Origin of the sequence: Serratia sp. 22278 (assembly GCF_052045405.1) — a bacterium.
In the GTDB taxonomy this organism is placed as follows: Bacteria; Pseudomonadota; Gammaproteobacteria; order Enterobacterales; family Enterobacteriaceae; genus Serratia; species Serratia marcescens.
On record NZ_JBQEOW010000012.1, the window covers coordinates 1 to 23,164 of the forward strand.

General features: G+C 62.2%; 17 protein-coding genes and 1 rRNA gene. 12 read left to right on the top strand and 6 right to left on the bottom strand.

Annotated features, from left to right (window positions below; translation table 11 throughout):
• The 5 genes from rrf to aceK form a co-directional block, all read left to right on the top strand.
• Positions 1-80, top strand: a 5S ribosomal RNA gene (gene rrf / locus ACTJJ6_RS19060); the annotation flags it as partial.
• Between the two features lie 200 nt (positions 81-280).
• On the top strand, positions 281-1,210 hold the full coding sequence (gene metA / locus ACTJJ6_RS19065) for a homoserine O-acetyltransferase MetA (RefSeq protein WP_004936623.1): 930 nt from the start codon (positions 281-283) through the stop codon (positions 1,208-1,210).
• 374 nt (positions 1,211-1,584) lie between these two features.
• The gene (gene aceB, locus ACTJJ6_RS19070; protein WP_016930307.1) at positions 1,585-3,183 is read left to right on the top strand and encodes a malate synthase A; all 1,599 of its coding nucleotides are present in this window, start codon (positions 1,585-1,587) and stop codon (positions 3,181-3,183) included.
• Positions 3,184-3,224: 41 nt separating this feature from the next.
• Complete coding sequence (gene aceA, locus ACTJJ6_RS19075; RefSeq protein WP_004936630.1) at positions 3,225-4,532, top strand: isocitrate lyase; 1,308 nt, start codon at positions 3,225-3,227, stop codon at positions 4,530-4,532.
• A 69-nt stretch (positions 4,533-4,601) separates the two neighbouring features.
• Positions 4,602-6,356, top strand: coding sequence for a bifunctional isocitrate dehydrogenase kinase/phosphatase (gene aceK / locus ACTJJ6_RS19080; protein WP_239044025.1), 1,755 nt, complete (start codon positions 4,602-4,604; stop codon positions 6,354-6,356).
• 1 nt (position 6,357) lies between these two features.
• Here aceK and ACTJJ6_RS19085 read toward each other — a convergent pair whose 3' ends face one another.
• The 5 genes from ACTJJ6_RS19085 to iclR form a co-directional block, all read right to left on the bottom strand.
• Positions 6,358-6,999 carry a bifunctional 4-hydroxy-2-oxoglutarate aldolase/2-dehydro-3-deoxy-phosphogluconate aldolase gene (locus ACTJJ6_RS19085; RefSeq protein ID WP_016930304.1) on the bottom strand — a complete coding sequence of 214 codons (642 nt, stop codon included), beginning with the start codon at positions 6,997-6,999 and terminating at the stop codon, positions 6,358-6,360.
• 54 nt (positions 7,000-7,053) lie between these two features.
• Positions 7,054-8,868 carry a phosphogluconate dehydratase gene (gene edd / locus ACTJJ6_RS19090; RefSeq protein ID WP_440803868.1) on the bottom strand — a complete coding sequence of 605 codons (1,815 nt, stop codon included), beginning with the start codon at positions 8,866-8,868 and terminating at the stop codon, positions 7,054-7,056.
• 98 nt (positions 8,869-8,966) lie between these two features.
• On the bottom strand, positions 8,967-10,304 hold the full coding sequence (gene gntU / locus ACTJJ6_RS19095; RefSeq protein WP_015379253.1) for a gluconate transporter: 1,338 nt from the start codon (positions 10,302-10,304) through the stop codon (positions 8,967-8,969).
• Entirely contained in the window at positions 10,301-10,840 is a 540-nt protein-coding gene (gntK, locus tag ACTJJ6_RS19100) for a gluconokinase (RefSeq protein ID WP_004936645.1), read from the bottom strand. The genes gntU and gntK overlap by 4 nt, the downstream gene beginning before the upstream one ends.
• Before the next feature lie 252 nt (positions 10,841-11,092).
• Positions 11,093-11,923, bottom strand: coding sequence for a glyoxylate bypass operon transcriptional repressor IclR (iclR, locus tag ACTJJ6_RS19105; RefSeq protein ID WP_004936648.1), 831 nt, complete (start codon positions 11,921-11,923; stop codon positions 11,093-11,095).
• A gap of 196 nt (positions 11,924-12,119) precedes the next feature.
• Between iclR and metH the strand changes: the two genes are divergently transcribed.
• A complete protein-coding gene (gene metH, locus ACTJJ6_RS19110; RefSeq protein WP_337055546.1) occupies positions 12,120-15,815 on the top strand; it encodes a methionine synthase in 3,696 nt (1,231 codons plus the stop codon).
• 38 nt (positions 15,816-15,853) lie between these two features.
• Here the strand turns inward: metH and ACTJJ6_RS19115 are convergent, their stop codons facing one another.
• Positions 15,854-16,564 carry a UTRA domain-containing protein gene (locus ACTJJ6_RS19115; RefSeq protein ID WP_004936656.1) on the bottom strand — a complete coding sequence of 237 codons (711 nt, stop codon included), beginning with the start codon at positions 16,562-16,564 and terminating at the stop codon, positions 15,854-15,856.
• 190 nt (positions 16,565-16,754) lie between these two features.
• Between ACTJJ6_RS19115 and ACTJJ6_RS19120 the strand changes: the two genes are divergently transcribed.
• From ACTJJ6_RS19120 to ACTJJ6_RS19145, 6 genes are all read left to right on the top strand, one after another.
• Entirely contained in the window at positions 16,755-17,816 is a 1,062-nt protein-coding gene (locus ACTJJ6_RS19120) for an ABC transporter substrate-binding protein (protein ID WP_016930300.1), read from the top strand.
• 11 nt (positions 17,817-17,827) lie between these two features.
• A complete protein-coding gene (locus ACTJJ6_RS19125; RefSeq protein WP_016930299.1) occupies positions 17,828-18,637 on the top strand; it encodes an alkaline phosphatase family protein in 810 nt (269 codons plus the stop codon).
• A complete protein-coding gene (locus ACTJJ6_RS19130; protein ID WP_337055543.1) occupies positions 18,634-19,479 on the top strand; it encodes an ABC transporter permease in 846 nt (281 codons plus the stop codon). The genes ACTJJ6_RS19125 and ACTJJ6_RS19130 overlap by 4 nt, the downstream gene beginning before the upstream one ends.
• A 17-nt stretch (positions 19,480-19,496) precedes the next feature.
• The gene (locus ACTJJ6_RS19135; protein WP_440803862.1) at positions 19,497-20,282 is read left to right on the top strand and encodes an ABC transporter permease; all 786 of its coding nucleotides are present in this window, start codon (positions 19,497-19,499) and stop codon (positions 20,280-20,282) included.
• A gap of 4 nt (positions 20,283-20,286) precedes the next feature.
• Positions 20,287-21,279: an ABC transporter ATP-binding protein gene (locus tag ACTJJ6_RS19140; protein WP_049299934.1), complete on the top strand. Its 993-nt coding sequence runs from the start codon at positions 20,287-20,289 to the stop codon at positions 21,277-21,279.
• A gap of 207 nt (positions 21,280-21,486) precedes the next feature.
• Positions 21,487-23,136: a Na/Pi cotransporter family protein gene (locus ACTJJ6_RS19145; protein ID WP_016930295.1), complete on the top strand. Its 1,650-nt coding sequence runs from the start codon at positions 21,487-21,489 to the stop codon at positions 23,134-23,136.
• The last annotated feature ends 28 nt before the right edge of the window (positions 23,137-23,164 follow it).

Consider the following 23,164-nt stretch of genomic DNA (forward strand, 5'->3'; position numbering starts at 1 on the left):
ATGCCGAACTCAGAAGTGAAACGCCGTAGCGCCGATGGTAGTGTGGGGTCTCCCCATGCGAGAGTAGGACACTGCCAAGCATCAAATAAGCCAAGAGGCCATCCGAAAGGATGGCCTTTTTGCTTTCAGTACCTCTCATCCTCCCTGCCAAGATCCTGACGCAGCTCGCGCAATGAAACATTTTCACCTTTCCGCTGAATGCTCGACAGCGACGGAAAAAAACGCTATCTTCGGGCATCTAGAAGTCTAAACGTATAAATGGATATGTGAGGGTTAAGCAATGCCGATTCGTGTTCCTGATGAGTTACCTGCGGTCAATTTCTTGCGCGGTGAGAATGTCTTCGTGATGACATCCTCGCGGGCAAAAACACAGGAAATCAGGCCACTGAAAGTGCTGATCCTCAACCTGATGCCAAAGAAGATCGAAACGGAAAACCAGTTTCTGCGTCTGTTGTCCAACTCGCCGCTGCAGATTGATATCCAGCTGCTGCGCATCGACAGCCGCGAATCGAAGAACACGCCGGCCGAGCATCTGAACAACTTCTACTGCGACTTCGAGGATATCCAGAATGAGAACTTCGATGGCCTGATTGTCACCGGCGCGCCGCTGGGGCTGGTTGATTTCTGCGATGTTGCCTATTGGCCGCAGATCGAACGGGTCATTGACTGGGCCAAAAACCATGTCACCTCTACGCTGTTCGTGTGCTGGGCGGTACAAGCGGCGTTGAATATCCTGTACGGCATTCCCAAGATGACGCGCGAAGTGAAGCTCTCCGGCGTTTATCCGCACCAAACGCTGCAGCAGCATGCGTTGCTGACGCGCGGCTTCGACGAAAGCTTCCTGGCGCCGCATTCACGCTATGCCGATTTCCCGACCGAGGTGATTCGCCAATATACCGACCTGGATATTCTGGCCGAATCCGAGCAGGCCGGCGCCTACCTGTTCGCCAGCAGGGATAAGCGCCTGGCATTTGTCACCGGCCATCCTGAGTATGATGCCCTGACCCTGGCCGGGGAGTATTGTCGCGACAACGAAGCTGGCCTCGATCCTGCCGTACCGCTCAACTACTTCCCCGATGACAACCCCGCACTGACACCGAAAGCCACCTGGCGCAGCCATGGCCACCTGTTGTTCTCCAATTGGCTCAACTATTACGTGTACCAGATCACGCCTTACGATCTGCGCCATATGAATCCGACTCTCGACTGATCTTTCCTGCCTGCCGGCGGCTGAATCGAGGCCGCCGCGCTGTTGATCCTCTGTACGATCCTCTTTTTACCCGCCACTTTTTCCAAAAAACCATTGGCCAACAGCGCGTTAGCCTGTCTTTGCGATTCTATTGGAACCGATTTCCTTACCCATTAGTTATGTTATTTGTTCTAACCAATTGATAATAAAGTGTTAATAAAATATTTAATAATAAAATGGAAATGGTTTTTGATTTTTATTTTTTGTTGAGTATTCTTAGAGCTATCGGGATGAGATCTGACCAGTTTAGGATCGTTTCATCCGCCCTGATCCACAGTGATTTCTGATGAAAATGCGCCGATCGCTCGGGCGCAATGATGGGAAGGAGCAAGGTCATGACGCAACAGATAGCAGGCACGGAGTTAAGGTTTACCCAGGGTTTCGCCGCTGCGGAGCGCCAGGTATTAACGGATGAAGCGGTTGAATTCCTGGCGGAACTGGTGGGGAAATTCACGCCGCGGCGCAATGAGCTGCTGGCGGCGCGTGCCCGCTGGCAGCAAAATATCGATCGCGGCGAGCTGCCTGGGTTTATTTCGGAAACAAATTCCATTCGTGAAGGCGACTGGCAGATCCGCGGCATTCCGCAAGACCTGCGCGATCGCCGGGTCGAGATCACCGGGCCGGTAGAACGCAAGATGGTGATCAATGCGCTTAACGCCAACGTAAAAGTGTTTATGGCGGACTTCGAAGACTCCCTGGCGCCAAGCTGGGATAAAGTCATCGACGGTCAAATCAACCTGCACGATGCGGTTAACGGCACCATCTCCTACACCAATGAAGCCGGCAAGATCTACCAGCTGAAACCGAATCCGGCGGTGTTGATCGCTCGCGTGCGCGGCCTGCATTTGCCGGAAAAACACGTGCTGTGGCGTGATGAAGCCATTCCCGGCGGCCTGTTCGATTTCGCGCTGTATTTTTATCACAACTATCGCCAGCTGTTGGCCAAGGGCAGCGGCCCGTATTTCTACCTGCCGAAAACCCAGTCCTGGGAAGAAGCGGCCTGGTGGAGCGATGTCTTCAGCTTTACCGAGGATCGATTCGATCTGCCGCGCGGCACCATCAAGGCGACCGTGTTGATCGAAACCCTGCCGGCGGTGTTCCAGATGGACGAGATCCTCTATCACCTGCGTGATCACATCGTCGGCCTGAACTGCGGCCGTTGGGATTACATCTTCAGCTACATCAAAACGCTGAAGAATCACGGCGATCGCGTGCTGCCGGATCGTCAGTCGGTGACCATGGAGAAACCTTTCCTCAGCGCCTATTCACGCCTGTTGATCAAAACCTGTCATAAGCGCGGCGCCTTCGCTATGGGCGGCATGGCGGCGTTTATCCCGAGCAAAGACGCTGAGAAAAACGCCTGGGTGCTGAACAAGGTGCGGGCGGACAAAGAGTTGGAAGCCAACAATGGCCACGACGGCACCTGGGTGGCGCATCCGGGGCTGGCGGACACGGTGATGGAGGTGTTCGGCAACGCATTGGGCGATCGCCAGAACCAGCTGGACGTGATGCGTGAGCAGGATGCGCCAATCAGCGCCGCGCAGCTGCTGGAACCGTGCGACGGCGAACGCACCGAAGCGGGGATGCGCGCCAATATCCGCGTGGCGGTACAGTACATCGAAGCCTGGATCTCCGGCAACGGCTGCGTGCCTATCTATGGGTTGATGGAAGATGCCGCGACGGCGGAGATCTCCCGTACCTCTATCTGGCAGTGGATCCACCATGAGAAGAGCCTGAACGACGGGCGCCCGGTCACCAAGGCGCTGTTCCGCCAGATGTTGCAAGAAGAGATGTTGGTGGTGCGTGAAGAAGTAGGGGAAGCGCGCTTTAACGCCGGCCGGTTCGAAGAGGCGGCGCGCCTGATGGAGCGCATCACCACGCAAGATGAATTAATCGACTTCCTGACGTTGCCCGGCTATGCGCTGCTGGCCTGAACTTTCCCAATCAACCCTACATGACTGAAAGGATAAAAATTATGTCTACCTCTCGCTCTCAACAGATCCAGCAGCTGGAACAGGAATGGAAATCGGCCCGTTGGGAAGGCATCACCCGCCCTTACAGCGCCGAAGACGTGATCAATCTGCGCGGTTCGGTCAACCCGGAATGCACCCTGGCGCAAAACGGCGCCGCCAAACTGTGGGCCTTGCTGAACGGCAAGGCGCGCAAAGGCTACGTGAACTGCCTTGGCGCGCTCACCGGCGGCCAGGCGCTGCAGCAGGCCAAAGCCGGCGTCGAGGCTATCTACCTGTCCGGCTGGCAGGTGGCGGCTGACGCCAACAGCGCGGCGGCCATGTACCCTGACCAGTCGCTGTATCCGGTGGACTCGGTGCCGAAGGTGGTCGAGCGCATCAACAACACCTTCCGCCGCGCCGATCAGATCCAATGGGCGAACCAGATTGAGCCGGGCAGCAAAGGCTACACCGATTACTTCCTGCCGATCGTCGCCGATGCGGAAGCCGGCTTCGGCGGCGTGCTGAACGCCTTTGAGCTGATGAAAGCGATGATCACCGCCGGCGCCGCCGGGGTGCACTTCGAAGACCAGTTGGCGGCGGTGAAGAAATGCGGTCATATGGGCGGCAAAGTGCTGGTGCCGACGCAGGAAGCGATCCAGAAGCTGGTCGCCGCTCGGCTGGCGGCCGACGTGCTCGGCGTGCCGACGCTGGTGATCGCCCGTACCGACGCCGATGCGGCCGACCTGCTGACGTCCGATTGCGATCCGTATGACAGCGCCTTCGTTACCGGCGAGCGCACGGCGGAAGGCTTCTTCCGCACCCATGCCGGCGTCGAACAGGCGATCAGCCGCGGCCTGGCTTATGCCCCTTACGCCGATATGGTGTGGTGCGAAACCTCAACGCCGGATCTGGATGCCGCTCAGCGCTTCGCCGACGCCATTCACGCCAAATACCCGGGCAAGCTGCTGGCCTACAACTGCTCGCCGTCGTTCAACTGGAAGAAAAACCTCGACGACCAGACCATCGCCCGCTTCCAGCAGGCGCTGTCGGACATGGGCTACAAGTATCAGTTCATCACGCTGGCGGGGATCCACAGCATGTGGTTCAACATGTTCGACCTGGCGCACGCCTATGCGCAGGGCGAAGGGATGAAACACTACGTCGAGAAGGTGCAGCAGGCGGAGTTCGCCGCGGTGGATCGCGGTTACACCTTCGCGTCGCACCAGCAAGAGGTGGGCACCGGCTACTTCGACAAAGTCACCACCATCATTCAGGGCGGCGCTTCTTCGGTCACCGCGCTGACCGGTTCGACGGAAGAACAGCAGTTCTGATGCGGCAAGCTTGAAGACGTTTCACCGGAGCCTGCATGCGCAGGCTTCTTTTTCTGGCGGGGGGGAAGGATGGCGGCAAAACTGGAGTTGTTGATCGCACAGACGATCCTGCAAGGCTTCGATGCGCAGTACGGCCGCTTTCTGGAAGTGACCGCCGGCGCGCAGCAGCGCTTCGAGCAGGCGGACTGGCCGGCGGTGCAGCAGGCGATGAAAAAGCGCATCCATCTGTACGACCATCACGTCGGCCTGGTGGTGGAGCAGCTCAAATGCATCACCGGGCAGAAATATTTCGACGCCGACTTCCCCAGCCGGGTCAAAGCGGTCTATATCGACCTGTTGCCGGACTACCCGCGTTTCGAGATCGCCGAAAGCTTCTTTAACTCGGTCTATTGCCGGCTGTTCAAGCACCGCGATCTGACGCCGGACAAGCTGTTCGTGTTCAGTTCGCAGCCGGAACGGCGCTTTCGCGACATTCCGCGTCCGCTGGCGCGCGATTTTACCCCCAATGGCGATCTGCCGGCGATGCTGCGCAGCATCTTGAGCGATCTGCCGCTGCGGTTGCCGTGGGAGGATTTGACGCGCGATATTCGCTATATCACCCAGGCGCTGCAACGCGCCTTCAGCCCACAGCACCTGACGGGGGCGACCTTCCAGATCGCCAACGAGCTGTTCTATCGCAACAAGGCCGCCTGGCTGGTCGGCAAGCTGCGCCTGGCCGACGGCGTTTATCCGTTCTTGCTGCCGATCCACCACAGCGAGTCGGGCGCGCTGTTTATCGACGCCTGCCTGACCGGTAAGGCCGAGGCCAGCATCGTCTTCGGCTTCGCCCGCTCTTATTTTATGGTCTACGCGCCGCTGCCAGCGGCGATGGTGGAGTGGCTGCGCGAGATCCTGCCGGGCAAGACCACCGCCGAGCTGTACATGGCGATCGGTTGCCAGAAGCACGGCAAAACCGAATGCTATCGCGAATACCTGACTTTTATGGCGCACTCGCAGGAGCAGTTCATCATTGCGCCAGGGGTGAAGGGCATGGTGATGCTGGTGTTTACCCTGCCGTCCTTCGATCGGGTGTTTAAAGTGATCAAAGACGAATTCGCCCCGCAAAAAGAGGTGACGCAGGCGCAGGTGATGGCTTGCTATCAGCTGGTGAAAGAGCACGATCGCGTCGGGCGCATGGCGGATACCCAGGAGTACGAGAATTTCGTCGTCGACAAGGCGCGCCTCAGCCCGGAACTGCTGGCGGAGCTGCGGCGCGAAGTGCCGGGCAAGCTGGAAGATCTTGGCGATCGCATCGTGATCAAACATCTGTATATGGAACGGCGCATGACCCCGCTGAATCTGTATCTGGAGCAGGCCAACGACCAGCAGATGCGCGATGCGATTGAAGAGTACGGCAATGCCATCAAACAGCTGGCCGCCGCCAATATCTTCCCCGGCGACATGCTGTTCAAGAACTTTGGCGTGACGCGCCACGGGCGGGTAGTGTTCTACGACTACGACGAGATTTGCTACATGACCGAGGTCAACTTCCGCGATATCCCGCCGCCGCGTTATCCGGAAGATGAACTGGCCAGCGAGCCGTGGTACAGCATCGCGCCCAACGACGTGTTCCCGGAAGAGTTCCGCCACTTTCTGTGCGGCGATCGGCGCATTCGGCAGATGTTTGAAGAGCTGCACAGCGATCTGTTTACCGCGGAGTATTGGCGCGGGTTGCAGCAGCGCATCCGCGAAGGGCATGTGGAAGACGTATTCGCTTATCGCAAGAAGCAGCGGTTCAGCCAGCGCAGCGGGGCGGCGCTGCCGGCCGCCACCGCTGCGATGTAAATCAGGCCTGAGCGCCCGCGACGGCGGCGCGCGCCAGTTCGGTAATGCGCGCGTAGTCGCCGCTTTCGAGCGCGTCCGCCGGCACCAGCCAGGAGCCGCCGATGCACAGCACGCTTTTCAGCGCCAGATAGCTGCGGTAGTTGTCCGGTGAGATGCCGCCGGTCGGGCAGAAACGCACCTGCGGGAACGGGCCGCCGATCGCCTGCAGCGCTTTTACGCCGCCGTTGGCTTCCGCCGGGAAGAATTTAAACTCGCGCAGGCCGTAATCCATGCCCTGCATCAGTTCGGAAACGGTGCTGATGCCCGGGATCAAGGGAATGGAACCGGCGGTGGCGGCCTTAAGCAGCTCGTCGGTCAGGCCTGGGCTGATGGCGAACTGCGCACCGGCTTCGGTCACTTCCCGCAACTGCTGCGGATTGATCACCGTACCGGCGCCGATGATCGCTTCCGGCACCTCTTGGGCGATGGCGCGAATGGCGTCCATGGCGCAGGCGGTGCGCAGCGTCACCTCCAGCACCCGCACGCCGCCGGCGACCAGCGCTTTCGCCAGCGGTACCGCATATTCCAGCTTGTTGATCACGATGACCGGCACCACCGGCCCCGCCGTCAGGATCTGCTCGGCGCTTGTTGTCCACTTGTTCATGCTGACGTTCTCCTCTGTGGCCGCCGCCAGGCGGCGATGCGGCCAGGCTATCGATTAAAATTTGATGCAGCAGGCGCCCTGTTCGGCGCCGGACAGCTGGCTGCGCAGCGCGCCGAACAGCTCGCGGCCGCAGCCGATGTGTTCCGCGCTCAGATCGGGTTGGCATGGCGTGCGCCGGGCCAGTTCGTCGGCGTCGACCAGCACCTGCAGCTCGCCGCTGCGGCCGTTGACGCGGATCGGATCGCCGTCGCGCACTTTCGCCAGCAGGCCGCCGGTATAGGCTTCCGGGGTGACGTGGATGGCGGAAGGCACCTTGCCGGAGGCGCCGGACAGGCGGCCGTCGGTCACCAGCGCCACTTTGAAGCCGCGATCCATCAGCACGCCCAGCGGCGGCATCAGCTTGTGCAGCTCGGGCATGCCGTTGGCCTGCGGCCCCTGGAAACGCACCACCACCACACAATCGCGATCCAGCTTGCCGGCTTCGAACGCCGGCACGATGTCGTGCTGGCTGTCGAACACTACCGCCGGCGCTTCGATGATCTGGTTGTCGGCGGGCACCGCCGAGGTTTTCATCACCGCGCGGCCCAGGTTGCCGGCCATCACTTTGGTGCCGCCGTGATGTTCAAACGGCTGAGTGACGCTGGCGATCACGCTGGCGTCGAGCGAGCCGGCCACGCCTTCGCGCCACACCAGTTGGCCGTTGTCCAACCACGGTTCCTGGGTGTAGCGGCGCAGGCCGAAACCGGCTACGGTGTGCACGTCTTCGTGCAGCAGGCCGTGTTGCAGCAGTTCGCGCACCACCAGCGGCACGCCGCCGGCGGCCTGGAATTGGTTGATGTCGGCCGGGCCGTTCGGGTAGATGCGGCACAGCAGCGGCACCGCCTCCGACAGCTCCGAGAAATCGTCCCAGGTGATGATGATGCCCGCCGCGCGCGCCATCGCCACCAGATGCATGGTCAGGTTGGTGGAGCCGCCGGTGGCCAGCAGCGAGACGATGCCGTTCACCACCACTTTCTCGTCCACCAGGCGGCCGATCGGCAGGTAGTTGCCGGCGGTATCGGTCAGTCGGGTCACCTGGCGCGCGGCGGCGTCGTTCAGCGCGTCGCGCAGCGGCGTGTCAGGATGGACGAAGGAGGCGCCCGGCAGATGCAGGCCCATCATTTCCATCACCATCTGGTTGGTGTTGGCGGTGCCGTAGAAGGTGCAGGTGCCGATGCCGTGATAAGAGGCGGCCTCGGCCTCCAGCAGCGCCAGGCGGTCAGCCTTGCCTTCGGCGTACAGCTGGCGTACGCGCACCTTTTCCTTGTTCGGCAGGCCGCTGCTCATCGGGCCGGCCGGCACGAACAGCGCGGGCAGGTGGCCGAAGGAGAGGGCGGCCATCACCAGCCCCGGTACGATCTTGTCGCAGATGCCGAGGAACAGCGCGCCGTCGAACATATTGTGCGACAGGCCGACGGCGGCCGACATGGCGATCACGTCGCGGCTCATCAACGACAGCTCCATGCCGTCCTGCCCCTGCGTCACGCCGTCGCACATCGCCGGCACGCCGCCGGCCACCTGGCCCACGGCGCCGACCGCCTTCAGCGCCTGCTTCAGCCGCTGCGGGTAGTGTTCGTACGGCTGGTGGGCCGACAGCATGTCGTTGTAGGCGGTGATGATGGCGATATCGCTGCGCACCATGTTTTTCAGCGACGCCTTGTCATCGGGCTGACAGGCTGCGAAGCCGTGGGCCAGGTTGCCGCAGGCCAGCTGCGCGCGGTGGACGGTTTGGGCGCGGGCCGCCTCGATACGCGCCAGATAGGCGGCGCGGCTGGCCTGGGAACGGTCGATGATGCGCTGTGTGACACGGGACAAGGTTGGATTAATCATGCCTTCCTCACATTGCTGTTGTTATAGTCGCCGCCTGTGGCGGTGCCCCCGGGGGTGATTTGCAGCCCTGGTGTGCAAGGCCGGGGGCGATTTGGGATTTAAAACATCGTGAATGCAATCATGCCGATGGCGCCGCCGACGCTGCCCAGAATGGTTTCCATCACCGTCCAGGTTTTCAGCGTTTGCAGTTCGTTGGCGCCGGTGAATTTGCCGAACAGCCAGAAGCCGGCGTCGTTGACGTGGCTCAGCACGATGGAGCCGCCGGCGATGCAGATGGCCAGCGCGGCCAGTTGCCCGCCGCTGAGCCCGAGCTGGCTGGTGACCGGCAGCACCAGGCCGACGGTGGTCAGGCAGGCGACGGTGGCCGAGCCCTGAATCACCCGCACCATGGCGGACAGCGCGAACGCGGCTACGGCGATCGGCAGGCCGGCGCCGATCATGGCGTCACCCAGCGCCGGCCCGACGCCGGAATCCACCAGGATCTGCTTGAACACCCCGCCGGCGCCGGTCATCAGCAGGATGATCCCGGCCGGCTGCACCGCGGCGGAGCAGATGGCCAGGGTCTGTTCGTTGCTCATGCCGCGCGGTTTCGCCAGACCGTAAATCACGATCAGGCAGGCCAGCAGGATGGCGGTGAACGGGTGGCCGATAAACTCCAGCCACTGCTGCAGCTGCGAGCCGGGGGTGACCAGCCGCGCGCCGATAGTCTTCATGCCGACCAGCACCAGCGGGCACAGCACCAGCGCCAGGCTAAAGCCGAACGACGGCAGATTGCCCTTGGTCAGCGTCGGTTCGTTCTCTTCCGGCGGCATTGGCCAGTTGACGAAGCGGCTGATAAAGCTGCCGTACAGCGGGCCGGCGATCAGCATGCCGATCACCGCCGCCACCAGGCCGATGGCGATCATCCAGCCGAAGTCGGCCTTCATCTGCGACGCCAGCAGCATCGGCACCGGCCCCGGCAGCAGGAAGGACGCGGCGGCGGCCACGCCGGCGAACAGCGGGATGGCCAGCTTGACGATATTGCCGTCGGTGCGGCGCGCCACGGCGAACACGATGCCGATCAGCAGCACCACCGCCACGTCGAAGAACAGCGGCAGCGCGCAGATCAGGCCGGCGATGCCGAGCGCGTAGTGCGCCTTGCTTTGTCCGAATCGTTTCAGCAATTGCGCCGCAATTTGATCGAGCGCGCCGACCTCATGCAGGATCTTGCCGAACATCGCCCCGAGCGCCACCACGATCGCCAGGAAGCCCAGCGTGTCGCCCATGCCTTTCTGCATGGTGTCGGCGATGTGTTCCAGCGGCATGCCGGAGAAAATGCCGGCGGCGATGGACACCAGCATCAGCGCGACGAAGGCGTGCATGCGCGCCTTCATCACCAGGAATAACAGCAGTAAAACCGAGCCGACTGCGGTACCGACCAGCGTTACGGTACTCACGCGCACACGTCCTGCGGCAGGAAGCTCTGGATATGGCGCACGGTATCGGCGATCACCGCGTCCAGCGGCTGATTGATGTCGATCGCCATCACGTCGTTCTCGTCGGCGCCCGGCTGCTCCAGCGCGGCGAACTGGGTGACCAGCATCTGCGGCTTGAAGAAGTGGCCGTTGCGCGCCGCCAGGCGGGATTCGATCACCGGGAACTCGCCGTGCAGATAGATGAATGACAGGTTGCCGTTGCCGGCGCGCAGGCGGTCGCGATACTGCTTTTTCAACGCCGAGCAGACGATGATCGACACGTTGTTAGTGCGTTGCATGGCGAAGGCGGCGTCGTTGAGCGCGGCCAGCCACGGCGCGCGATCGTCGTCGTTCAACGCCTCGCCGGCGGCCATCTTCAGGATATTGCTGCGCGGGTGCAGGAAGTCGCCGTCGAGGAAGCCGGCGGAGAGTTGGCGGGCCGCAGCGGCGGCGACGGCGGACTTGCCGCTGCCGGAAACGCCCATAACGACGTAAATGCGATTTTGATTGTTGGTCATGGCTTGGCTCCAAAACACCGGGTGACGTTACCTTCGTTCAGTCTGGTTGTTACCGGTAACATGTTATCGGTAACATTGTCGAAGGAAGTTTGAGCGGTTGCAATGGGCTTTCGCCGTGAGGATCGTTAACTGTGATCGGCTTCAAGCTTTTTGCCTGTGTGCTAAACAGGATGCCGACAGCCTGTTACATGCTGACAACAGAGCATGGCAGGGAAGCAGGGGCGCGCTGGGGCGCCCCTCAGATGGGCGGGATCAGCGCACGCCGCCGTAGGCCAGGCTGATCTCTTTGGCCGCATGGATCACCAGCGCGCCCAGCTCGATCACGCGATCGTCGGTGATGCGCGACACCGGGCCGGAGATGGAAATGGCGGCGAAGGCTTCGCGGTGCTCGTCGAAGATGCAGGCCGCCACACAGCGCAGGCCGAGCGCGTGCTCTTCGTCGTCAAAGGAGAAGCCCTGTTTGCGGATCTGCGCCAGCCCCTCTTTCAGGTTGTGCGGCGTCAGGGTGTGCGGCGTGTAGGTGTGCATGCCTTTCTTGTGCAACAGTTTGGTCACCTGATCGTCCGGCAGGGTGGCGAGGAACGCTTTGCCGGCGCCGGAGGCGTGCATCGGCAGTTTGCCGCCGATCGGCGCCGACATGCGCATCAGCGCCGTACACTGCACCTGATCGATGATGATCGCTTGGTACTCGCTGGTATCCAGCACCGCCAGGTTGACGGTTTCGCCGGACTCTTCCATCAGGCGGCGCAGCGTCGGATGCACCATCGCCAGCAGGTTGCGGCTTTGCAGGAAGCTACTGCCGACCACAAAAGCGTGCGAGCCGATGGTCCACAGGCCGAGATCGCCGACCTGGCGCACGAATCCCTGCTGCTGCATGGTGGTGAGCAGGCGGTGAGTGGTGGAGTTCGGCAGGCCGGCCTGCTGGGCCAGATCGGTCAGCGCCACGTTGCCCTGGGCTTCCGAAATGTATTCCAACAGTTTCAGGCCACGGGTCAACGATTGTACCTGACCGGTCGCCGCACTGGCGGCGGGGGCTGCTGCGCGGGGCTTCTTGCCGCGCTTGGCGGGAGCAGGGGTGGCCATGGGTGAGATTCCTTTTTCCGTATGATGGAATTCATTTTCGTTTTTTGTCGATGAATTGCAAGCCGCCGTCAGCTCATCGGAGGTGTTGGCGCACAACCTGAAAAACTCTCAATTGTCGCCTGGCCCTTTGTCCTTACAAGCTGTGCTAGGATGACTCGTTGGTGTTTGCGGCAGTTGAGCAATGGGCTGGATGGCAATGGAAGGGGTTACAGTGACGAATCGAGTAGAACAACTGCGCCGCCAGTTAGCGCAGCGCATTTTGGTGTTGGACGGCGGCATGGGCACCATGATCCAGAGCTACCGTCTGGACGAGCGCGATTTTCGCGGTGAGCGTTTCGCCGACTGGCGCAGCGATCTGAAAGGCAATAACGATTTGCTGGTGCTGACCAAGCCGGAAGTGATCACCGCCATTCATTACGCCTATCTTGAGGCGGGCGCCGATATCCTTGAGACCAATACCTTCAACTCCACCTCCATCGCCATGGCCGACTACCACATGGAGTCGCTGTCCGCCGAGATTAACTATCAGGCCGCCTGCCTGGCGCGCGCCTGCGCCGACGAATGGACGGCGCGCACGCCGGAAAAACCGCGCTACGTCGCCGGGGTGTTGGGGCCGACCAACCGCACCGCGTCCATCTCGCCGAACGTCAACGATCCGGCGTTCCGCAACATCTCGTTCGATGAACTGGTGGCGGCGTACCGTGAATCGACCCGCGCGCTGGTGGAGGGCGGCGTCGATCTGATCATGATCGAAACCATCTTCGACACCCTCAACGCCAAGGCCGCCGCTTTTGCGGTGGAAACCGAATTCGAAGCGCTGGGGGTGGAACTGCCGATCATGATTTCCGGCACCATCACCGACGCCTCCGGCCGCACCCTGTCCGGCCAGACCACCGAAGCGTTTTACAATTCGCTGCGCCACGTCAAGCCGCTGACCTTCGGCCTGAACTGCGCCCTGGGGCCGGATGAGCTGCGTCAGTACGTCGCCGAGCTGGCGCGCATCTCGGAGACCTACGTCACCGCGCACCCGAACGCCGGTTTGCCGAACGCCTTCGGCGAGTACGATCTGGATGCGGCCGAGATGGCGCGCCAGGTCGGGGAGTGGGCGCAGGCCGGCTTCCTCAATATCATCGGCGGCTGCTGCGGCACCACGCCGGAACACATCGCCGCGATGGCCAAGGCGGTTGAGGGCGTGCCGCCGCGCCGGCTGCCGGAGCTCCCGGTCGCCTGCCGCCTGGCCGGTCTGGAACCGCTGACCATCGACGCCAACACCCTGTTCGTCAACGTCGGCGAGCGCACCAACGTCACCGGTTCGGCACGTTTCAAACGCCTGATCAAAGAAGAGAAATACAACGAGGCGCTCGACGTGGCGCGCCAGCAGGTCGAGAGTGGCGCGCAGATCATCGATATCAACATGGACGAGGGGATGCTCGACGCCGAAGCGGCGATGGTGCGTTTCCTCAACCTGATCGCCGGCGAGCCGGATATCGCCCGGGTGCCGATCATGATCGACTCCTCCAAGTGGTCCGTTATCGAGAAAGGCCTGAAGTGCATTCAGGGCAAGGGCATCGTCAACTCGATCTCGATGAAGGAGGGCGAAGAGGCCTTTATCCATCACGCCAAACTGGTGCGCCGCTACGGCGCCGCGGTGGTGGTGATGGCGTTCGACGAAGTGGGCCAGGCGGACACGCGCGAGCGCAAGTTCGAGATCTGTCGCCGCGCCTATAAAATTTTGACCGAACGCGTCGGCTTCCCGCCGGAAGACATCATTTTCGACCCGAACATCTTCGCCGTCGCCACCGGCATCGAAGAGCACAACAACTACGCCGTCGACTTTATCGAAGCCTGCGCCGACATCAAAACCCACCTGCCGCACGCGATGATCTCCGGCGGCGTGTCTAACGTGTCGTTCTCGTTCCGCGGCAACGATCCGGTGCGCGAAGCGATCCACGCGGTGTTCCTGTATCACGCCATTCGCAACGGCATGGACATGGGCATCGTTAACGCCGGGCAGCTGGCGATTTACGACGATCTGCCTGGCGAGCTGCGCGAGGCGGTAGAGGACGTGATCCTCAACCGTCGCGAGGACGGCACCGAACGCCTGCTGGAGCTGGCGGAAAAGTACCGCGGCAGCAAAGACGGCGAAGCGGCGGTGCAGCAGGCGGAGTGGCGCGGTTGGCCGGTGGAAAAGCGGCTGGAATATTCGCTGGTGAAGGGCATCACCGAGTTTATCGAGCTGGACACCGAAGAAGCGCGGCAGCAGGCCGAACGCCCGATCGAAGTGATCGAGGGGCCGCTGATGGCGGGGATGAACGTGGTCGGCGATCTGTTCGGCGAGGGCAAGATGTTCCTGCCGCAGGTGGTGAAATCCGCCCGCGTGATGAAGCAGGCGGTGGCCTACCTGGAACCGTACATCGAGGCCAGCAAGCAGCAGGGCACCTCCGCGGGGAAAATCCTGCTGGCGACGGTGAAGGGCGACGTGCACGACATCGGCAAGAACATCGTCGGCGTGGTGCTGCAGTGCAACAACTATGAAATCGTCGATCTTGGCGTGATGGTGCCGACGGAGAAAATCCTGCGCACCGCGCGCGAGGAGAACGTCGACATCATCGGCCTGTCGGGGCTGATCACGCCGTCGCTGGACGAGATGGTCAACGTGGCCAAAGAGATGGAGCGCCAGGGCTTTACGCTGCCGCTGCTGATCGGCGGCGCCACCACCTCCAAGGCGCACACCGCGGTGAAAATCGAGCAGAACTACAGCGGCCCGACCACCTACGTGCAAAACGCCTCGCGTACCGTGGGCGTAGTGTCGGCGCTGCTGTCCGCCACCCAGCGCGACGAGTTTGTGGCGCGCACCCGCAAAGAGTATGAAACGGTGCGCATTCAACACGCGCGCAAAAAGCCGCGCACGCCGCCGGTCGATTTGCAGAAGGCGCGCGCCAACGCCATGGCGCTGGACTGGGCCGACTATCAGCCGCCGGCGCCGCGGCAGCTTGGCGTGTTTCCGGTGTCGGCCGGCATCGAGACGCTGCGCCACTATATCGACTGGACGCCGTTCTTCATGACCTGGTCGCTGGCGGGCAAATACCCGCGCATCCTCGAGGATGAGGTGGTGGGGGAAGAGGCCAAGCGCCTGTTCCACGACGCCAATCAGATGTTGGATCGGCTGGCGGCCGAGCGTAGCCTCAACCCGCGCGGCGTTTACGGTTTGTTCCCGGCCAACCGCGTCGGCGACGACGTGGAAGTGTACTGCGACGAACAGCGCGGCGAGGTGCTGGCGGTGAGTCGCCATCTGCGCCAGCAGACGGAAAAAACCGACTTCCCGAACTATTGTCTGGCGGACTTCGTGGCGCCGAAAAGCAGCGGCAAGGCTGACTACTTCGGTGCCTTCGCGGTGACCGGCGGACTGGAGGAGGACGCGCTGGCCGCGGCGTACGATGCACAGCACGACGATTACAACAAAATCATGGTCAAGGCGCTGGCGGATCGTTTGGCGGAGGCTTTCGCCGAATACCTGCACGAACAGGTGCGCAAGTTGCACTGGGGTTATGCCGCCGACGAGAACCTGAGCAACGAGGAACTGATCCGCGAAAACTATCAGGGCATCCGGCCGGCGCCGGGCTACCCGGCCTGCCCGGAGCACACCGAAAAAGCGACCATCTGGCAGCTGCTGGACGTCAACCGCCACACCGGCATGGAACTGACGGAGTCCTTCGCCATGTGGCCGGGGGCGGCGGTGTCCGGCTGGTACTTCAGCCATCCTGAGAGCAAGTACTTCGCGGTGGCGCAGATCCAGCGCGATCAGGTGGAAGACTATGCGGCGCGTAAAGGGATGAGCGTGAGCGAGGTCGAACGCTGGCTGGCGCCAAACCTCGGCTACGACGCCGACTGACTTTCCTCTTTAAGGGCGCAGCGATGCGCCCTTGTCATTTACAGCGCTTCCACATCGATGTGCAGCGCGTCGTACCGCCAATACTCCAGGTCGCAATCGATCACCCGGTCATGTTGATCGCGATTCACCCGCGTAATGAACAGCGCCGGGCTGCCGTAGGTCACCTTCAGCATGGCGGCGGCCTGCTGCGGCAGCAGGGTAGGCAGCATGTCGAAACGCACCCGGCCGTAGTGAATGCCGTAGCGCGCGGCGTACAGCGCGGTCAGCGACTGGGTCAGATCTTCGTCCAGAATACCGGGGAAATAGGCCGGATTGAGGTAGTGCTCGCAGTACAGCACCGCACGTCCGTCGATGTAGCGCAGCCGACGAATGCGATAGGCCTCGGCGCCGGAGGGCAGCGCCAGGCGGCCGGCCAGCGGCGCGTCGAGCGTGACGACCGCGCTGTCGATCGCTTCGGTATGCGCGGCGCGCCCCTGCTGCTGCGCCATGGCGTGAAAATGGCTGCGCTGCAGCGGATTGTAGATCAAACGTGGCGGCGAGATGAACCAGCCGCGCCGCACCTGGCGGTAGATGACGCCCTGCGCCTCCAACTGGCCGAGCGCCTCCTGCAGGGTAATGCGGGTGGTGGCGAATTGCTCGCTCAGGGCGCGTTCGGAGGGCAGCTTGCCGCCCACGGCGAACTCGCCGGCGGTGATGCGGGCGTGCAGCGTTTGGCAGATGGTGGCGACGGTCGTCGGTGCTTCACTCATACAGCGGGTGTCCCGTTTCAGTGCGTTTGGCCTTTAAGGTAGACCAGCGTCGCGTTTTCGCCGTTGCAATGGGTGATAAAACTGTCGCTTTTTTAAGCTGACATATAATTATCACATTCGTCCGTTAGATTGGTTTGGTCCTTACTGGACTAGTCCAGCCCTCCCCACACTACCACCTGGAGCATCAGTTATGAAACGTTTGTGCGCTTCTGTGTTAACCAGTGCCATCGTGTTATCCAGCCAGATGAGCTGGGCCGCGGATACCGATCTGGCGGCGCTGGAGCAGGCCGCGAAGAAAGAAGGCGAAGTCAACAGCGTCGGCATGCCGGACAGCTGGGCCAACTGGAAAGGCACCTGGCAAGATCTGTTGAGCAAGTACGGCCTGAAGCATGTCGATACCGACATGAGCTCCGCGCAGGAGATCGCCAAATTCGATGCGGAAAAGAACAACGCCACGGCGGACATTGGTGACGTCGGCGCGGCCTTCGGCCCGGTGGCGGTACAGAAGGGCGTGACGCAGCCGTACAAACCTTCTACCTGGGATCAGGTGCCGGATTGGGCGAAAGACAAAGACGGCCACTGGGCGCTGGCTTATACCGGCACCATCGCCTTTATCATCAACAAACAGCAGGTGAAAGACATCCCGCACAGCTGGGCCGATCTGCTGAAGGGCAACTATCAGGTCACCATCGGCGACGTCGGCACCGCGTCGCAGGCGGCCAGCGGCGTGCTGGCGGCCACCTACGCCATGGGCGGCAACGAGAAAAACCTCAAGCCGGGCCTGGAATTCTTCGGCAAGCTGGCCAAGGCCGGCCGACTGAGCCTGAGTAACCCGGTGATCGCATCGCTGGAGAAAGGGGAAGTGCAGGTTGGCGTGGTGTGGGACTTCAACGGCCTGAATTACCGCGACCAGATCGACAAAACCCGTTTTGAAGTGCTGATCCCGTCGGACGGCTCGATCACCTCCGGCTACACCACCATCATCAACAAATACGCCAAGCACCCGAACGCCGCCAAACTGGCGCGCGAATACATCTTCTCCGACGCCGGCCAGATCAACCTGGCGCGCGGCTATGCGCGTCCGATCCGCGCCGAGCATCTGACGCTGCCGGACGACGTCAAGGCCAAGCTGCTGCCGGCCGAGCAGTACAAGAATGCGCACCCGATCGCCGATCCGGCGGCCTGGGAACAGAGCGCCAAAGCGCTGCCGCGCCTGTGGCAGGAAAACGTCATTATGTTTATGCAGCAGTGAGTTAACGCACCATGAAAACGATCCTCGTGCTGCTGGACGGCCTCAACTACCGGGTGGCGCACGACGCCATGGGGTATCTGCAGGCCGAATGCGCGGCGGGACGCGGGCGGTTGTACCTGCTGGAGAGCGAGTTGCCCTCGCTCTCCCGGCCGCTGTATGAATGCATCCTCACCGGCGTCACGCCGGTGGAGAGCGGCGTGGTGCATAACCACGTCTCGCGCCTTTCTCATCAACAAAGCGTGTTTCATTACGCGCGCGCCGCCGGGCTGACCACCGCCGCCGCCGCGTATCATTGGTTCAGCGAATTGTATAACCGCACGCCGTTCGACGCCGCGCGCGACCGCCATACCGACGCCCCCGAGCTGCCTATCCAGCACGGGCATTTTTATTACGACGACGGCTATCCCGACAGCCATCTGTTCGACGACGCCGAAAGCCTGCGCCAGCGTCATCAGCCGGACTTCCTGCTGATCCACCCGATGAACATCGACGATGCCGGCCACCGCTTTGGCCTCTCTTCGCCGCAGTACCGCAACGCGGCGCGCCGCGCCGACGGTTCGCTGTCGCGTTACCTGCCCGAGTGGCTGGCGGCCGGTTATCAGGTGCTGGTTACCGCCGACCACGGCATGAACGACGATCGCAGCCACGGCGGGGTGTTGCCGGAAGAGCGCCAGGTGCCGCTGTTCGTATTCGGCGCGGGCTTCAGCCTGGATGACGCCGATCCGCAGCAAACCGAGCTGTGCGGCACGATCTGCGATCTGCTGCAGGCGCCGCACGACAAGCCGCGCTGCCGGGCGCTGCTGGCGCAGGATGCGCGATGAACAGCAAAACCAAATGGATCGCCGCGCTGTGCCTGCTGCCGTTTATCGTGCTGTTCGGCGCGTTTCAGATCGCCCCGCTGGTGTGGATCGCGGTTCACAGCTTTTTCAGCGAGAGCAGCGGCTGGGGATGGAGCAACTATGTCGATATCCTCACGTCGCCGTTCTACCTGCAGGCCTTTCAGTTCTCGCTGGAGATCTCGCTGTGGTCGAGCGTCTACGGCTTGCTGATTGCGTTAGTGGGCAGTTACTCACTGCGTCAGCTCGGCCAGACCCGGTTTCATGACTTTGTGATGTCGTTCACCAACATGACCAGCAACTTCGCCGGGGTGCCGCTGGCGTTCGCCTTCGTCATTCTGCTGGGGCTGAACGGCTGCCTGACGCTGCTGCTGCGAAAATACGGTTTGATGGAGAGCTTCAACCTCTATTCGAAGAGCGGCCTGATCGTGTTGTATACCTACTTCCAGATCCCGCTCGGGGTGCTGCTGCTGTATCCGGCATTCGACGCGCTGCGCGCCGACTGGCGCGAATCGGCGGCGCTGCTTGGCGCCGGCCCCTGGCGCTACTGGCGGCATATCGGCCTGCCGGTGCTGGCGCCGGCGCTGATGGGCACCTTCGTCATCCTGCTGGCCAACGCGCTGGGCGCCTACGCCACGGTGTACGCGCTGACCACCGGCAACTTCAACGTGATCCCGATCCGCATCTCGGCGCTGGTGGCGGGGGATATTTCCCTCGATCCGAACCTGGCCAGCGCGTTGGCGATGCTGCTGGTGGTAATGATGGCGTTTATCACGGTGATCCACCAATGGATGCTGCGCAGGAGTTACCTCAATGCGCGCTCATAATCGGATGGAGAATGCTCATGTCGCGTGCTGAACGCCTCTATCACCGCACGGTGACCGGCCTGCTGCTGCTGATCCTGCTGCTGCCGCTGGCGGCGACGCTGATTTATGCGCTGGCCACCCAGTGGGGCGCCACCATTTTACCGGACGGCTTTACCCTGAAGTGGCTGACGGCGCTGTGGAGCGACCCGCGCTTTTTGCAGGCGCTGTGGCACTCGCTGCTGATCTGCTTCGGCACGCTGCTGCTGTCGGTGGTGGTGATCCTGCCGGCGATGTTTGTAATCGCTTACTACTTCCCTAGGCTTGACGCGGTGATGAATGTGCTGATTCTGCTGCCGTTCGCCGTGCCGCCGGTGGTGTCGGCGGTGGGGCTGATGCAGCTGTTCGCCGCCGATCCGCTGCCGCTGCTCGGCACTCCCTGGATTTTGGTGGGCTGTTATTTCACCATCGCGCTGCCGTTTATCTACCGGGCCATCAGCAACAACATGCAGGCGATCAACCTGCGCGATCTGATGGACGCCGCGCACCTGCTGGGCTCCAGCACCTGGCAGGCGGCGCTGTGGGTGGTGTTGCCGAATCTGCGCAAGGGCGGAACGATCGCCGTGCTGCTGTCGTTTTCGTTCCTGATCGGCGAGTTCGTGTTCGCCAACCTGCTGGTGGGCAGCCAGTATGAAACGCTGCAGGTCTACCTGTTCAACATGCGCAACGGCAGCGGGCATTTCACCAGCGCGCTGGTCATCTCTTATTTCGCCGTGGTGCTGCTCGTCACCTGGCTGGCGAACCTGCTGAATAAAAACAAGGGCTAACCCGATGGCTTATCTCAACGTCACCCGCCTGAACAAACACTATGGCCAGACCCAAGTGTTTCAGGATATCGATTTCACCGCCGAAGAGGGGGAGTTCGTCACCCTGCTGGGGCCTAGCGGCTGCGGCAAATCGACGCTGCTGCGCTGTCTGGCCGGCCTGACCCCGGTCGACAGCGGGCAAATTTTGCTGCAGGGCCAGGATCTGGTGCCGCTGGCGCCGCAAAAGCGCGGCATCGGCATGGTGTTTCAAAGTTATGCGCTGTTTCCCAATATGACGGTGGAAGGCAACGTGGCCTTCGGCCTGAAAATGCAGAAGCTGGCGGCCGGACAGATCGGCCAGCGGGTGCAGGAGGCGCTGGCGCTGGTGGAGCTGAGCGATTTGGCGAAGCGCTATCCGCATCAGCTGTCGGGCGGCCAGTGTCAGCGCGTAGCGTTGGCGCGATCGCTGGTCACTCGCCCGCGTCTGCTGCTGCTCGACGAACCGCTGTCGGCGCTGGATGCGCGTATTCGCAAACACCTGCGCGAGCAGATCCGGCGCATTCAGCGCGAGCTGAACCTGACGGCGATCTTCGTCACTCACGATCAGGAAGAGGCGCTGACCCTGTCGGATCGCATCGTGCTGATGAACAAGGGGCAGATCGTGCAGAGCGGCGATGCGGAAACCCTGTATACCCAGCCGGCGGATGCCTTCGCCGCCGGGTTTATCGGCAACTACAACCTGCTGAGCGCCGAACAGGCCGGCCGCTTGACCGGGCGCAGCTATGTCGGCAAGGTGGCGATCCGCCCCGAATCGATCGTCCTGTTGCCGGCGGGACAGGGGATCGGCGGGGTGATCCTGGGTCACAGTTTGCTCGGGAATGTGGTACGGTATCGGATTCAGGTTTGCGAGGTAGAATTGCTGGTTGACGTGCTCAACCGTTCGGTGGCCGACCTGCGGCCCGACGGCGCGGAAATTGGGCTACACTTGGAACCTGTTGTATTGCGGGAAGTTGCATGACTTCGCAGCGCGGCGCCGGGGCCTTCTCGCCGCCGCATTAACCCTTCTCTTCTGCGGTCTGCCGCCCGCCCGCTGTCCTGCCAGACCCACGCCCGGCAGGCGGGACCGCGCGCTGTATCCGTCATCCTTTGGCTCGCCTCTCTGCGTCGCGTGACAAGCATCGGGTATCAGCCTCCTTTGGCCGGGCGTTAATGGAGCGTATCTTCCGTGCTGACCCTTCTTCACCTGCTTTCGTCCGTGGCGCTGTTGGTGTGGGGCACCCACATCGTGCGCACCGGGATCATGCGGGTTTACGGCGCCAATCTGCGGCGCGTGTTGAGCGACAGCGTTGAGAAAAAACCGCTGGCGTTCGTTTCCGGCATCGGCGTGACCGCGCTGGTGCAAAGCAGCAACGCCACCGCGCTGCTGGTGACCTCTTTCGTCGCACAGGGGCTGGTGGGGCTGGCGCCTGCGCTGGTGATCATGCTCGGCGCCGACGTCGGCACCGCGCTGATGGCGCGCGTGCTGACCTTCGATCTTTCCTGGCTGTCGCCGCTGCTGATCCTGGTCGGCGTCTTCCTGTTCCTCAGCCGCAAGCAGATGCGGATCGGCCAGATCGGACGCGTTCTGATCGGCCTCGGGCTGATCGTACTGGCGCTGGAGCTGATCGTGGCCGCCGCCACGCCGATCACCCAGGCGGCCGGGGTGAAAGTGCTGTTCTCATCGCTGACCGGCGATGTGATGCTGGACGCGCTGACCGGCGCGCTGTTCGCCATTGTCAGCTATTCCAGCCTGGCGGCGGTGCTGCTGACCGCTACCCTGACTGCCACCGGCGTGATTTCGCTGAAGGTGGCGCTCTGTCTGGTGATCGGCGCCAACCTCGGCAGCGGCCTGTTGGCGATGATCAACGCCAGCGGCCAGAACGCCGCGGGGCGGCGCGTGGCGCTCGGCAGCCTGCTGTTCAAGCTGGTGGGCTGCATACTGGTGCTGCCGTTCGTCTCCTATCTGGCGGATTTGATGGCTCAGCTGCCGGGCGGCAGCGAAGAGCTGGTGATCTATTTCCACGTGTTCTACAACCTGATCCGCTGCCTGGTGATGATCCCGCTGGCCGGGCCGATGGCGACGCTGTGCGAACGGCTGATCGTCGACGAAGCGGCCGACGATCCGCGCATGAGGCCGCGCCATCTTGACGCCAGCGCGCTGGACACGCCGACGCTGGCGTTGGCCAACGCGGCGCGTGAAACGCTGCGCATGGGCGACGTGGTGGAACACATGATGATCCTGCAACGTGAAGTGCTGCACGGTAAGCAGGGAGTCGATAAAGAGGTGCGGCGCCTCGACGATGACGTCGACGTGCTGTACACCGCCATCAAGCTGTATCTGGCGCAGATCCAGAAGGAAGATCTGGGCGAGGAAGACTCGCGCCGCTGGGCGGAAATCATCGAAATGGCGCTTAACCTGGAACAGGCGGGCGACATCATCGAGCGCATGGCCGGCGACGTGGGCGCCAAGTCGCACGCCGCGCGCCGCGCCTTCTCGGCGGAAGGGTTGGCGGAGCTGGACGGGCTGCACGAACGGCTGATCGGCAACCTGCGCCTGGGGCTGTCGGTGTTCCTGTCCGGCGACGTCACCAGCGCCAAACGCCTGCGCCGTTCCAAGCATCGCTTCCGCATTTTGGATCGCCGCTACGCGCATGCGCACGTCGATCGTTTGCACCAGCAAAACGTGCAGAGCATCGAGACCAGTTCACTGCATTTGGGATTGTTGGGGGACATGAAGCGCCTGAACTCGCTGTTTTGCGCCGTGGCTTACAACGTGTTGGATCAGGATGCCAAGGATGACGATCGCGACTGGGAAGATACCCCGAGCACGCTGTAAAAAAAAACGCCCCCGGAAAACCGGGGGC

Coding starts and splice junctions, on each gene's coding strand:
- metA (WP_004936623.1), top strand. CDS start 281: ATGCCGATTCGTGTTCCTGATGAGTTACCTGCGGTCAATTTCTTGCGC.
- aceB (WP_016930307.1), top strand. CDS start 1,585: ATGACGCAACAGATAGCAGGCACGGAGTTAAGGTTTACCCAGGGTTTC.
- aceA (WP_004936630.1), top strand. CDS start 3,225: ATGTCTACCTCTCGCTCTCAACAGATCCAGCAGCTGGAACAGGAATGG.
- aceK (WP_239044025.1), top strand. CDS start 4,602: ATGGCGGCAAAACTGGAGTTGTTGATCGCACAGACGATCCTGCAAGGC.
- ACTJJ6_RS19085 (WP_016930304.1), bottom strand. CDS start 6,999: ATGAACAAGTGGACAACAAGCGCCGAGCAGATCCTGACGGCGGGGCCG.
- edd (WP_440803868.1), bottom strand. CDS start 8,868: ATGATTAATCCAACCTTGTCCCGTGTCACACAGCGCATCATCGACCGT.
- gntK (WP_004936645.1), bottom strand. CDS start 10,840: ATGACCAACAATCAAAATCGCATTTACGTCGTTATGGGCGTTTCCGGC.
- iclR (WP_004936648.1), bottom strand. CDS start 11,923: ATGGCCACCCCTGCTCCCGCCAAGCGCGGCAAGAAGCCCCGCGCAGCA.
- metH (WP_337055546.1), top strand. CDS start 12,120: ATGGAAGGGGTTACAGTGACGAATCGAGTAGAACAACTGCGCCGCCAG.
- ACTJJ6_RS19115 (WP_004936656.1), bottom strand. CDS start 16,564: ATGAGTGAAGCACCGACGACCGTCGCCACCATCTGCCAAACGCTGCAC.
- ACTJJ6_RS19120 (WP_016930300.1), top strand. CDS start 16,755: ATGAAACGTTTGTGCGCTTCTGTGTTAACCAGTGCCATCGTGTTATCC.
- ACTJJ6_RS19125 (WP_016930299.1), top strand. CDS start 17,828: ATGAAAACGATCCTCGTGCTGCTGGACGGCCTCAACTACCGGGTGGCG.
- ACTJJ6_RS19130 (WP_337055543.1), top strand. CDS start 18,634: ATGAACAGCAAAACCAAATGGATCGCCGCGCTGTGCCTGCTGCCGTTT.
- ACTJJ6_RS19135 (WP_440803862.1), top strand. CDS start 19,497: ATGTCGCGTGCTGAACGCCTCTATCACCGCACGGTGACCGGCCTGCTG.
- ACTJJ6_RS19140 (WP_049299934.1), top strand. CDS start 20,287: ATGGCTTATCTCAACGTCACCCGCCTGAACAAACACTATGGCCAGACC.